Origin of the sequence: Sphingomonas sp. EC-HK361 (assembly GCF_902498785.1) — a bacterium.
GTDB lineage: Bacteria > Pseudomonadota > Alphaproteobacteria > Sphingomonadales > Sphingomonadaceae > Sphingomonas.
In genome coordinates this window covers 1-13,406 of sequence record NZ_LR701491.1, presented here as the reverse complement: position 1 = coordinate 13,406, position 13,406 = coordinate 1, and the positions used below count along the sequence as shown (strand labels likewise).

Below are 13,406 nucleotides of genomic sequence, written 5' to 3'. Positions count from 1 at the left end.
AGCACGTCTGTCGAGGCCGAATACGGCGTGGCGAACGGGAGGATTCTTGATGCGGGCGATGAACGCGATTTCGGCACTGGCGCTGGTCCTGGCGGCGCCGCTTGCGGCGCAGACGATCGGTCCGTTCAACGTCGCGATTCCTGCGGGCGGCGACAGCTACACAAAGCGGGTCGGCGCCGACGATGCGCCCGCGATCGGCGCGCGCGACTGGACGCTGGCCGGCTGGATCGAGCGGTCGGCGGGGGATGGCATCGTCGGCGGACTCGGCGACCCGGAAGAAGCGCACCGCTATCTGGCCATCGTCGATGGGCGTCCGACGCTGGTAACCGAGGCGGCCACGGTCCGCGGCACGCGCACGCTGGGCAAGGGCTGGCATCATGTCGCGGCGAGCGTTTCGGGCGGCGTCGCGCGGCTCTACGTCGACGGCGTGGCCGCCGGCTCGGGGCGGATTGCGAACGCACCGGTGGCGCCGGTTGCGGTCTTCGCGCCGACGCCGGGCTTTGCCGGGCGCGTCGCGGGATTCCGCTTTTCGCCGACTGCCTCCGATCCGGCGATGCTGCGCGCAGAAGCGCAGCACAGGCCCGATTTCACCGGCACGGTCTACCAGACGACCAGCCCCGACTGGCCGGTGCAGGTGCGCCAGATGGCCGGCCAGACGGTGCCGCAGGACGCCTGGACGCTGCCGCGCTCCAAGGCACCGATCCCGGCCGCGGTCGCCAAGCCCGAGCCGACCGGCCCGGCGATCGTCGCGACCGGGCCGATGCGGTGGGACATTGCGGGCTGGCGGCTCGCCGAGGCGCCGAAGATCACGGCACAGGCCGCCGCAATCAGCCGCGCCGGCTTCGATGCGCGGCGCTGGTACGCGGCGACGGTGCCGGGCACGGTGCTGACGACGCTGGTCGATCGCGGCGTCTATCCCGATCCCGCCTATGGCCTGAACAACACCGTAATCCCCGAAAGCCTGGCGCGGCAGGATTACTGGTATCGCACCGAGTTCGAGGCGCCGGCCGCCGCGGCGGGCAAGCGGCAGGTGCTGACGTTCAACGGGGTCAACTACGCGGCCGAAGTGTGGTTGAACGGCGCGCGGATCGGCGCGATGAAGGGCGCTTTCATTCGCGGCAAGTTCGACGTGACGGGCAAGCTGCTGCCCGGCCGCAACGCGATCGCGGTGAGGGTCTCGCCGCCGCCCCATCCGGGCATCGCGCACGAGGAATCGCTGACCGCCGGCGTCGGCGAGAATGGCGGGATGATGATGCTCGACGGCCCGACCTTCGGCGCGACCGAGGGCTGGGACTGGATTCCGTCGATCCGCGACCGCAATACCGGGCTGTGGCAGGGCGTATCGCTCGCCGCGACCGGCGCGGCCACGATCGGCGATCCGCATGTGGTCACGACCCTGCCCAAGGCCGACAACAGCGTCGCCGATATCGAGATCACGGCCCCCGTCACGAACGCCTCCGCGCAAGCCGTCACCGCCACCGTCCGCGCCGCGTTCGACGATGTGGCGGTGGAAAAACAGGTCGCCGTCGCGCCGGGCCAGACGGTCGATGTCGTGATGAAACCGTCCGACTTTCCGCAGCTTTCGGTGCGTGATCCCAAGCTCTGGTGGCCCAACGGCTATGGCGATCAGGCGCTGCACGACCTGACTTTGACCACCACCGTCAACGGCACCGCCAGCGACACGCGCAAGCTGCGCTTCGGGATGCGGCAGGTGACCTATGACCTGTCGCTGATGAACCAGAAGGGCGACCTCGAACGCGTCGGCATCAATCTGTCCAGGGCGCGGGCGCGCGGCGAGCGGATCGTCGACGGATCGCACACCGGCATCCGCAAGGTTCGCGGCGGCTGGGCGGCGAGCCTCGTGCCGGGCGCCGAAACCTCGCCCGCGGTCACGCCCGTGAAGGGGCAGGACGGCCTGACCCCCTATCTCGTCATCCGCGTCAACGGCGTGAAGATCGCGGCGCGCGGCGGCAATATCGGCATGGACGACTTCATGAAGCGCGTCGACCGCACGCGCCTCGAGCCCTTCTTTCGCCTCCACAAGGACGCTCACCTCAACATCATCCGCAACTGGGTGGGGCAGAATACCGAGGAGAGCTTTTATGATCTGGCCGACGAATATGGCCTGATGATTCTCAACGATTTCTGGGAATCGACGCAGGATTATAATCTGGAGGCGCAGGACCCGGCGCTGTTCCTTGCGAACGCCGCCGATGTGGTGAAGCGCTACCGCAACCACCCCTCGATCGTCGTCTGGTTCGGCCGAAACGAGGGCGTGCCTCAGCCGATCCTGAACGAGGGGCTGGAGGACCTGATCGCGAAGGAGGATGGCACGCGGCTCTATATGGGCTCGTCAAACCGCGTGAATCTGCAGAACAGCGGCCCCTACAACTGGCGCCCGCCGGTCGAGTATTTCACCGAGCACGCCAAGGGCTTTTCGGTCGAGAGCGGGACGCCGTCGCTGCCGACGCTGGAGGCATGGAAGCGCGCGATCCCTGCCGCGGACCAATGGCCGATCAGCGACGCCTGGGCCTATCACGACTGGCACCAGACCGGGAACGGCGCGGTGAAGACCTATATGGACGCGCTCGCGACGCGCTTCGGTGCCGGCACCAGTCTGGAGGACTTCGAGCGCAAGGCGCAAATGATGCAGTATGAATCCTACCGCGCCATCTTCGAAGGGATGAACGCCGGGCTGTGGACGGAGAATAGCGGGCGGATGCTGTGGATGACGCAGCCTGCATGGCCGTCCTCCGCCTGGCAGATCTTCTCGTCCGACTATGACACGCAAGCCTCGTTCTACGGCGTCAAGAAGGCGTCGGAGCCGGTCCACGTCCAGATGAACCTGCCCGATCACAAGGTCGTGCTGGTCAACAACCGCGTCGGCGGCCTGAAGGGCGTGACGGTGACGGCGAAGGTCGTCGGGCTCGACGGCCGCAGCTTTGCCGATCGCAAGACCATGATCGCCGCGCCGGGGGAGACGGTCAGCGACGCCTTCACGTTGGATCTCGCGCCCGCCCTCGCGGCAGGCGTTGCGCTGATCCAACTCCGCGCGACCGATGCGGATGGCAAGCTGCTCTCGACCAACTTCTACTGGCAGGCGGCGGCGGACGCGCAATTCCGCGCGCTCAACGGTCTGAAACCCGTGACGCTGACGACGACCGTCGCAGCCGGCGGTATGCCACAGGAAGCTGGCATGACCGCGCTCGATGTGACGCTCACCAATCCGAGCGACACGCCCGCGATCGAGACCAAACTGACCGTCATGAATGCCGACGGAAGCCAGGTCCTGCCCGCCTATTTCAGCGACAACTACGTCTCGCTGCTGCCCGGCGAGACGCGGACGGTGCGGATCACCTATCCCACCGACAAGGCAAAGGATGCGCGCGTCACGCTGCGCGGCTGGAACGTGGCGGCGGCGAGCGAGGCGGTGCGGTGATGCGCCACGGCGTCCTTGCCGCCAGCATCGGCACGGCGGCGCTGGCCGGCCTGCTGTTCGGCTTTGACACCGCCGTCATCGCCGGTGTTACCGGTGATCTGACGCGCGTCTATACCCTGACCCCGCAGACGCTGGGCATCACCGTGTCGGCGGCGCTTTGGGGCACGCTGGTCGGTGCGCTCGTCACCGGCAAGCCCGGGGACCGGTTTGGCAGCCGTCGGGTGCTCGCGGTGCTCGGCGTGCTGTATCTCGTCGCGGGGCTTGGCACCGCGCTCGTTACGCAATGGTCCGCGTTCCTCGCCTTCCGCTTCGCCTGCGGGCTGGCGATCGGGGGATCGTCTGTGCTGGCCCCTGTTTACATCGCCGAAATCGCGCCGCCGCGGCACCGCGGGTTCCTGGTCGGGCTGTTCCAGCTGGCGATCGTGACCGGAATTCTTGTCGCCTATCTCAGCAACGCCGTCGTCGGGGCGCTGGTCGACGGCGGCGCCTGGCGCTGGAAACTGGGCGTCACCGCGGCCCCAGCGCTCGTCTTCCTGTTCCTCCTCGCGCGCATCCCGGACAGCCCGCGCTGGCTGCTGGCGATCGGACGCGAGGCGGATGTGCGCCGCGCCCTCGCCCGGATCGGGCTGGATTCGGCGGCCGCCGAGCAGGAGATCGCCGCCGCACAGCAGGCCGCGCTCGCGACCGAGGACGGCGATCAGCTGTCCTGGCGCCGCCATCGCAGGCCCATAGTTCTGGCGGTGCTGCTGGCGATGTTCAACCAGCTCGCCGGGATCAACGCGGTGCTCTATTATCTCAACGACATTTTCGCGAAGGCGGGCAGCCTGTCGCCGGACCGGCAGGCGATCCTGATCGGCGGCGCGAACCTGGCCTTCACGATCCTCGGCATGGCGCTGATCGACCGCGTCGGGCGCCGGACGCTGCTGGCGGTCGGCGCGGGTGGGATGGCGCTGTGCCTCTCGGCCGCGGCGGCGGTGATGTACGGCGCGCTGGGCGAGGCGTTGCTCCTGCCTGCGCTGATCGGCTTCATCGCCTTTTTCGCGACGAGCCAGGGCGCGGTGATCTGGGTCTATCTCAGCGAGATTTTCCCCGCGGCGGTGCGCGCGCGCGGCAGCAGCCTGGGCGCGAGCACGCACTGGCTGATGAATGCGGTGATCGCCGCGATCTTCCCGACGCTGATTGCATGGTCGGCCGGCGCGCCGTTCGCAATCTTCGCGGCGTGCATGGCCGTGCAGCTTGTCGTGGTCTTGCTGCTCTTTCCCGAAACCAAGGGCGTATCGCTGGATATGATGCACAGGAAAATGGAAGCATGATGAAGATGATTGCGGTGCCGATGGGTGCAATGCTGCTTGCCGCATCGATCGGGGTGAACGCACAGACCAGAACGGACCAACAGCAGCCCACCGATGCAGCGGAGATTCGCCTGCATCAGGACTGGGCGTGGCTCGGCCGGTATGCGGCGGCCAACGCCGCGCTGCCCTCCGCGACCGCGCCGCGCACCGTCTTCATCGGCGATTCGATCACGCAAGGGTGGTACGACAAGGTTCCCGCCTTCTTTTCGAACACCCGCATCGATCGCGGAATCGGCGGGCAGACAACCCCGCAAATGCTGGTGCGTTTCCGCGCCGACGTGGTGAATCTGCGCCCTGCCGTCGTCCAGATCATGGGCGGCACCAACGACATTGCGGGCAATACCGGCCCGATGACCGCCGAGCAGACGAAGGACAATATCATGGCGATGGCGGACATCGCCCGCGCCAACGGCATCCGCGTCATCCTCGCCTCGATCCCGCCGGCGGATCACTTCCCGTGGCGGCCCGGTCTGGAGACCGCGAGCAAGATCGCGGCGATGAACCTTTGGCTGAAAGCCTATGCCGCACGGATCGGTGCGACCTATGCCGATTACTGGACCGCGCTGCACGATGGCGATGCCTTGCGCGCCACGCTGACCTATGACGGCGTCCATCCCAACGAAGCGGGCTATGCGGCGATGGCGCCGGTGGCCGAAAGGGCGATCCGCACCGCGCTGTCCAAGCCTGCCCCCGGGCTCGGCAGGTGATCGCCGCCACTCTGCTCGCCGGCGCCCTGAGTGCCGCGGGCCCGGTCGTCGCGACCGACGACGGCCCGGTGCGCGGTCAGGCGATCCCCGGCGGCGGCGGCGTGTTTCGCGGCATCCGCTTTGCCAAGCCGCCGGTCGGTCCGCTGCGCTGGCGTGCGCCGGAGCGGCCGGTGCCGTGGCGCCAGCCGGTCGATGCGATCACGGAGCACGCTGCCTGCCCCCAGCCCGTCTATGGTGACTGGAACCGCGCCGCGTCGGGCGCAGGTGCGGAAGACTGCCTGTTCCTCGACGTCCGCACCCCGATGCTGCGGACTGGCGCGAAGCTGCCGGTGATGGTGTGGATCCACGGCGGCGGCAATCGCGCCGGCGCCGGCAGCGGCACCGTGGAATCGCGGATCACCGATCGCGGCATCGTCGTCGTCAGCATCCAGTATAGGCTCGGCGCCCTCGGGTTCCTGTCCCACCCGGCGCTGTCGCGCGAGCAGGGCGGGCATTCGGGCAATTATGCGCTGATGGACCAGCAACTCGCACTGAGCTGGGTCCAGCGCAACATCGCCGCGTTCGGCGGCGATCCGGCGCGGGTGACGATCGCGGGTGAGTCTGCCGGCGCGCAGGACGTCGCGCTCCACCAGCTCGCGCCCGCGTCGCGCGGGCTGTTCGCGCAGGCGATCCAGGAAAGCGGTACCGCCGGCTTCGGCGTTCCGCCGCGCAGCCTCGCGCAGAACGAGCGGCTGGGCATGCTGATCACAGCAAAGGCAGGACTGGCGGCAGCGAGTGGCACAGCGGCGCTGCGCCAGCTGCCGGTCGGGCGCATCATCGCCGCGCAGGAAGCGGTCGACGTACCCGACCTCGACGATGACAGCTTCATCTGGCTGCAGGCGGTGGTGGATGGGCGCGTGCTGCGCGACACCCCCGCGCGGTTGCTGGAAAGCGGCCGGGTGAACGCCGTACCATTGCTGATCGGCATGAACGCGCGCGAGCTGACGCTGCATGGCGGGCGTCCGGCCGCCGTCGCGACCATACGCCGCGAATTCGGCAATAATGCCGACGCAGCACTTGCCTTTTACGGCCTTCAGCCGGGCGGCACGCCGGTCGACGACCCGCGGCTGGGCGATGTCACGCTCCAGCTTGCCGATGACCTTACCTTTCGCTGCCCGACGATCGCCACGTCGGTGGCGCTATCGGCTCGCGGGGCACCGATATGGCAGTATCAGTTCGACTATACGCCGCCCTCCGGCAGCGCGGTCTCGCACGCGAGCGAGGTCCGCTACGTCTTCGACCGGTCGAGGACGGGCGAGCCGCCGCTTCAGGACTATTGGGTTCGCTTCGTGAAGACCGGCGATCCCAATGGAACGGGGCTGCCGGCGTGGCCCGCCTTCACGCGCGCCAGACCTGCGTATCTCGGCTTCGGCAATGCCGGTCCGGTCGCCGGTAAAGGGCTTCGCGCATCGATCTGCCGACTGCGGGACGTTCCGTGATGACCCGGTCGATGCACTGGAACCGGTAAAGACAATCATTTTTTACAAGGAACCACCGTCCACGGACCGCGCCAGGGATGACGCGGACCGACGCTTCCCCTATCGGAAGGCGCAAGGCAGACGAAGGCGTATGAATGCCACCGGAAAACCAGGATCAGGAAACGACACGCCGGCAGCCAAGCGGCGCCGAGCAGCGCGACGGACGGTTGTCCCGAAGCCTGTCGGGCACCAATCTGGAACGCGCGGGCGATTACAACCAGCGCACCGTGCTCCAGGCCATCCGGCTGGCCGGCGACACGACGCGGGTCGAGATTGCCGAACAGACCGGGCTGACAGCGCCCGCGATCGCCAACATCACGACACGCCTCACCGATCTCGGCCTGGTCCGCACCGCCGGACGAAAGCAGGGGGCGCGGGGCCAGCCCGCGCTGCGCCTCCAGATCGCGCCTGATGGTGCGTACGGCATCGGCCTGAATATCGACCGCGATCACCTGACGCTGGTGGTCCTCGATCTCGCAGGCGAGGTCCGTTTCCGTACCAGCCGCGAGATCGCGTTCGCCATGCCCGCCGACGTGACCGCCTTCGTCGCTGCGGAACTCGATCCCGGCCTCGCGTCCGCCGGTATCCAGCGGGATCGCATCCTGGGTGTTGGCATCGCCATTCCCGACGATCTCGGACGGATCACGCTCGCGCACCAGCCCGCGGGCTATGACGTCTGGAACGACCTGCATGTGCCCGATCTGCTGGCGATGCTCCCCTGGCCAATCCACTGCGACAACGACGCCGCCGCCGCCGCGCTCGGCGAGGCGCAATATGGCGCTGCCTTCGAAAGTCCCAGCTTCTTCTATCTGCTCATCAGCGCCGGGCTCGGCGGCGGGCCGGTCATCGACCGCACCTACCATCGCGGCGCCCGCGCGCGCAGTGGCGAGATCGGCCTGATGCCCGATCCGGGAGGCATGCCGGGCGCCATCGTGCAGGACATTGTGTCGCTGTCGGCGCTGCACGCGCGGCTGGAACAGGCAGGTCTGCCCGATACCGATCTTGCCGCACTGACCGCAACCGACGCTGCAACCACCGCCGTGATCGATCGCTGGATCGAGGATTCGGTACGCGCACTGACCAGCCCGTTGGTCGCTATCAACTGCCTGCTTGATCCCGATGCGATCCTGATCGGCGGTCGCCTGCCGCTTCCGCTCATCGAACGTTTGGCGGCCGAGCTCACCGCGGCGCTCGGCGCACTCCCGTTGCCCGCGCACGCTGTCATCAGGCCGGCGGTCATGGCGCAGGATGCGCCAGCGATCGGCGCTGCGATTCTGCCCTTCCTGGATCATCTCCTCCCATCGGATTCGATATTGATTCAGGCCGGGCGCTGAGTACCCAACGACTATCGACGAAGATCCCGCGCTGTGCCGGATCGCGTTCAGTTTCGGTTTAGGGTCGGCGCGTATCGGCGCCGGGCGGGGAAGCGGGGACCATGGCGCCAGAAGAGCAGGACGGATCGGCCCGGAAGACGCGGCGTTTGCCCTTCGATCGCACGCTCGTGATCGTCATCGCGCTGCTGGCCGTCGCGGCGATGGCCTGGTATCTGTTCGGGCGCAAGCGCCAGAGCACGCCGCCGCCCGCACCGCTGCTGGTCCAGACGATGACCGTCGTGCCCAAGGTGGTGCCAGACATCATCGAAGCCTCGGGCACGATCGTCTCGCCGCAGACCGTCGAGGTAAGGCCGCAGACCGACGGCGTGCTGGAATCGGTACGGATCGCAGACGGTGCGCAGGTGCGTCGCGGCCAATTGCTCTTCACGATCGATCCGCGCCCGCTACGCGCCGCAATGGGTGAGGCGCAGGCGACGCTGGCGCGCGATCAGGCGCTGGCGGCGGACGCCGCCGACACCGCGAGCCGCTACGCGCCGCTGGCGCAGACCGGCGCCGTCGACCGGAAATCCTATGTCACCGCGGTCGATACCGAGCGTTCGCTGCGCGGCACCGTCGCGTCCGACAGGGCGCAGATTGCGCAGGCACGGCTGTCGCTCGCCTACACCCAGGTCCGCGCGCCGATCAGCGGCCGTGCCGGCGTTGTCCAGATCCGCGCGGGCAACGTCGTGACCGCCAATTCGTCGACGCCGCTGGTCACGCTCAACGTCGCCGCGCCGATCGAGGCCAGCTTCGCGCTGCCGCATGTCCAGGTCGATGCGGTGCGCCGTGCCGGCGGCAGCGGGCTGCCGGTGCTGGCGCTCGATTCGGTAAGCGGAAGGCCACTCGACCGCGGCCGTCTCCATTTCCTCGATAACGCCTTCGATGACAGCAGTGGGACGCTCACCGTGCGGGCGCGTTTCGCCAATCGCGGCGGCACGCTGATGCCGGGCCAGTTCGTGACCGTGCGCGTGATCCTGTCGGAACACCCGGGCACGCTCGCGGTGCCCGAGACCGCGCTGCAACAGGGGCAGGCGGGACCGTATGTCTATGCGCTGGTCGGAGGCAAGGCGGTCCTGCGCCAACTGACCGTGGCGCGGATGGTCGATGGGCAGGCGGTCGTGACGAAGGGCATCAAGGCCGGCGATACGGTGATCCTGACCGTGCCCAATGAGCTGCGCGAGGGCAGCGCGGTGCAGTCGGTCAACCAGAAGGCCAGGAACCAGCCAGCGTCGAAGACTGCCGCGCGGTGAACATTTCCGCCATCTTCATCCGGCGCATCGTGATGACGTCGGTGCTGATTCTGGCGCTGGTCCTGTTCGGGGGAATGTCGTTCTTCAAGCTGCCGGTCAGCGAGCTGCCGAGCGTCGATTTCCCGACGATCACGGTCAACATGTCGCTGCCGGGCGCAAATCCGGAGACGATGGCGGCGGCGGTCGCCACCCCGCTCGAGCGCCAGTTCAGCGGGCTGCAGGGACTCGACACGATGTCGTCGACGAGCAGCACCGGCTCGACCCGGATCGTCCTGCAGTTTGATCTCGACCGCAACGTCGATTCCGCCGCGCAGGACGTGCAGAACGCGGTGTCGCAGGCGGCCGGACTGCTCCCGCGCGAGATCGATCCGGCGGAGGTGAGCAAGGAAGACCCAAGCGCCGCGCCGATCATGCACCTTGTGCTGCGCTCGAAGACGATCGCGCTGCCCACGCTCAACCAGTTCGCCAAGGACCGGGTGGCGCTGCGGCTCGCCTCGGTGCCAGGCGCGGGGCAGATCGACGTCAACGGGTCGCAGAAATATGCGGTGCGGCTGTTCGTGAACCCGCATTCGCTCGCGGCGCGGCGGCTTGGCTTCGATCAGGTTGTGTCGGCGGTGCAGGCGGGGAACAGCAACGCGCCGGCCGGCACGCTGATGGGCAAGGCGCGGTCCTACACGGTGAAGGCCGACGGGCAGCTCAAGACCGCGGCCGACTTCAACAAGCTGGTGATCGTCTACAAGGACGGCGCGCCGGTCCGCTTTCAGGATATCGGCCATGCCGAGGACAGCGTCGAGAACCTGACGACCTCGGCCTATGTCAACGGCCAGCGCGCGATCGAGATCAACATCCACCGCCAGCCCGGCGCCAACACGCTCGCGGTGACGCAGGGCATCCAGCAGGCTCTCCCCGGAATCCGCGCGCAGCTGCCCGGCGATGCCCAGCTCGACGTGCTCTACGACCGCGGCGATTATATCGGATCGTCGGTCGAGGACGTGGAGTGGACGCTTGTCGGCTCGCTGGTCCTCGTCGTCGGGGTCATCCTGCTGTTCCTTCGCAGCTGGATGGCGACGCTGATCGTCGCGCTGGTGCTGCCGACCTCGCTGATCGGCACGTTCGGCGTGATGCACCTGCTCGGCTACAGTCTCGATAATATCTCGCTGCTGGCGCTGACGCTCTCGGTCGGCTTCGTGGTCGACGACGCCATCGTCGTGATCGAGAATATCGTGCGCCACCGCGAGGAGGGCGCCGGGCGGATGGAGGCGGCGCTGGCGGCATCGAAGGAGATCGGGTTCACTGTTCTCTCCATGACCATCTCGCTGTCGGCGGTGTTCCTGCCGATCGTATTCATGGGCGGGCTGGTCGGCCGGCTGTTCGCCGAATTCGGGATGGTCATCGCGATCACCGTGATTCTCTCAGGCGTCATCTCCTTGAGCCTGACGCCGATGCTCGCGAGCCGCTGGCTCGATACGAAGAAGAGCAACGGCTGGGTGTTCGAACGCTTCGACCGGGTGATCGCCGCATCGGAGCGCGGCTATGCCCGGTCGCTCGAATGGTCGACGGGGCATATCGGGCTGATGATCCTGATCGGCGCGGCGACGCTTTTCGGCACGGTCGGCGTTTACCAGATCGTCGAGAAGGGCTTCATTCCCAAGGTCGATTCCGGAAAGATCGACGGCGACACCCGCGTGCCCGAAGGCATGGCCTATGCCGACTTCGTCAAGAAGCAGAACGAAGTCGTGAAGATCATCCAGGCCGATCCCAACGTCGCCTCGGTGCTGTCGGTGATCGGATCGGACGGGACGCTGGGTAATAGCGGGCGGCTGCTGATCGGGCTGAAGCCGCTGTCCGACCGCAAGGGCAGCGCCGACGACGTCATCCAGGAGGTCCGCGCCAAGACCGACAGGATCGAGGGCATCACGCTGACCATGCGCAACCCGCCCGCGATCGACATGGGGCCGACCGCGTCGAGCGGATCGCTGCAATATGTCCTGCAATCGACCGACCAGAAGGCGCTCTACGCGCAATCCGACGCGATCCTGCAGAAGGTGAAGGCACTCGACGGCATCCAGGACGCGCAGAGAGACCTGCAGATCAAGAACCCGGAAATCCGCGTCAACCTGCACCGCGAGCAAGCCGCCTCGCTCGGCGTCACCGCCGCCGGACTGCAGGATACGCTGCAAAGCGCCTATGGCGGGCGCAAGATCAGCACGATCTATGGTGATACCGATCAATATGAGGTGCTGCTGCAGGTCGAGCCGGGCGCGCAGGCCGATCTCAACGCGCTCGACGCGCTGTCCTTCAACGGCAGCCAGACCCCCGGCATCACCGCGATCGGCACGCAGACCTCGAACAGCAGCTCGGGCACCGCGTCGGTGCTGACCCAGGCCGGTGGACCGATGGTGCCGCTGCGCGCGGTGGCCGATGTCGCGACCGATGTCGGCCCGGTCGCGATCAATCATTATATGAGCCTGCCCGCGGTGACGCTGTCGATGAACCTCGCCCCCGGGCTGTCGCTGGGCGACGCGACCACGCGGGTCGGCCAGTTGATGGCGAATACGCTCGGCAAGGGCGACGCGACGGCCATCACCGGCACCTTTGCCGGCTCCGCGCAGGCGTTCGAGAACTCGATGAAGACGCTGCCGATGCTGCTGCTCATCACCGTGCTGCTGATCTACGGCGTGCTGGCGATCCTCTACGAGAATGCGCTGCACCCGCTGACCATCCTGACCTCGCTGCCGCTCGCCGGCTTCGGCGCGATCCTGATGCTGGTGATCTTTCAGCAGGAGCTCAACCTGTTCAGCTTCGTCGGGCTGATCCTGCTGGTCGGGCTGGTCAAGAAGAACGGTATCATGATGGTCGACTATGCGCTCGAGCTCGAGCGGTCGGGCGACGAGCGCTGGGCCGATCCGCGCGCGGCGATGACCGAGGCGGCGAACGTGCGTTTCCGCCCTATCATGATGACGACGCTGGCGGCGATCCTCGGCACGCTGCCGATCGCGCTCGGCATCGGTGCGGGCGCGGAAGCGCGGCGCCCGCTCGGCATCGCGGTGGTCGGCGGGCTCATCTTCTCGCAGGCGCTGACGCTGTATCTTACCCCCGCCTTCCACATCGCGATGGCGCGCTGGATCGCGAAGCGGAAGGCGCGGGGCGGAAGCGGCGATGCTCAGGCCGAAACGGCGCCGGCCTGATGCGCCGCGCCCCTGTCCTGCGGGTGGTGGCACCGCGTCGGCGGGCGCAGAGCCTAACAGCTGCAGCGTCCGGAATAGCTCCAGCTTCAGCGACCGGGATTGAGACCGTCGTTGCATGGGGGATCGCGAACGAGCGCAATCGGTTCGGCTGCCGGCGGCCGGCGATCCCGCTCGGGCGTGAGGGCAAGTGCATGAACCCGACGGCTGTATCGCGAGGAGCGGCTGACGGTGCGAAACGCGGCGGTCGAAAGCGCGCGCTGGGCAGGCGGGCGGCGATGGCGATCCCGCAGGAATTTAACCAACGCTGGTCGCTCGCCAAAGCGCTCGGATGCATTGGCCTGCGGCCGGTGGTTTCGCATGCTAAGCGTCATCGACGACTACAGCCGGAAATGCCTGGCCTGCATCGTCGACACCTCGTTGTCGGGCCGGCGGGTTGTTCCCGAGTTGAGCGCCATCGCCGAGCGCCGCGGCCTGCCGTGCATGGTGGTGGTCGACGACAATGGCACCGGGCTGACCAGCCATGCCGTCCTCGCCTAGTGCCAGGACACCGGGGGCGAGCGGCACTCCATCGCGCCGGGCA

Annotated in this window: 7 protein-coding genes and 1 pseudogene; all 8 read left to right on the top strand. The window is 67.7% G+C overall.

The features are described 5' to 3' along the window. Positions 1 to 49: 49 nt before the first annotated feature. Positions 50 to 3,439 carry a glycosyl hydrolase 2 galactose-binding domain-containing protein gene (locus BOS5A_RS00245; RefSeq protein ID WP_151953225.1) on the top strand — a complete coding sequence of 1,130 codons (3,390 nt, stop codon included), beginning with the start codon at positions 50 to 52 and terminating at the stop codon, positions 3,437 to 3,439. After that, a complete protein-coding gene (locus tag BOS5A_RS00240) occupies positions 3,439 to 4,752 on the top strand; it encodes a sugar porter family MFS transporter (protein ID WP_234419114.1) in 1,314 nt (437 codons plus the stop codon). The genes BOS5A_RS00245 and BOS5A_RS00240 overlap by 1 nt, the downstream gene beginning before the upstream one ends. Beyond that, positions 4,749 to 5,498: an SGNH/GDSL hydrolase family protein gene (locus BOS5A_RS00235; protein ID WP_442800487.1), complete on the top strand. Its 750-nt coding sequence runs from the start codon at positions 4,749 to 4,751 to the stop codon at positions 5,496 to 5,498. The genes BOS5A_RS00240 and BOS5A_RS00235 overlap by 4 nt, the downstream gene beginning before the upstream one ends. Beyond that, the gene (locus BOS5A_RS00230) at positions 5,495 to 6,976 is read left to right on the top strand and encodes a carboxylesterase/lipase family protein (protein ID WP_234419113.1); all 1,482 of its coding nucleotides are present in this window, start codon (positions 5,495 to 5,497) and stop codon (positions 6,974 to 6,976) included. The genes BOS5A_RS00235 and BOS5A_RS00230 overlap by 4 nt, the downstream gene beginning before the upstream one ends. 134 nt (positions 6,977 to 7,110) lie before the next feature. Next, positions 7,111 to 8,349: an ROK family transcriptional regulator gene (locus tag BOS5A_RS00225; protein ID WP_151953223.1), complete on the top strand. Its 1,239-nt coding sequence runs from the start codon at positions 7,111 to 7,113 to the stop codon at positions 8,347 to 8,349. A 101-nt stretch (positions 8,350 to 8,450) separates the two neighbouring features. After that, complete coding sequence (locus tag BOS5A_RS00220; protein ID WP_199857148.1) at positions 8,451 to 9,638, top strand: efflux RND transporter periplasmic adaptor subunit; 1,188 nt, start codon at positions 8,451 to 8,453, stop codon at positions 9,636 to 9,638. Continuing rightward, a complete protein-coding gene (locus BOS5A_RS00215; protein WP_151953222.1) occupies positions 9,635 to 12,826 on the top strand; it encodes an efflux RND transporter permease subunit in 3,192 nt (1,063 codons plus the stop codon). Before BOS5A_RS00220 ends, BOS5A_RS00215 begins: the two co-directional genes overlap by 4 nt. Positions 12,827 to 12,948: 122 nt before the next feature. Beyond that, positions 12,949 to 13,360: pseudogene (locus tag BOS5A_RS16040) on the top strand (IS3 family transposase); the annotation flags it as partial. Positions 13,361 to 13,406: the final 46 nt, after the last annotated feature.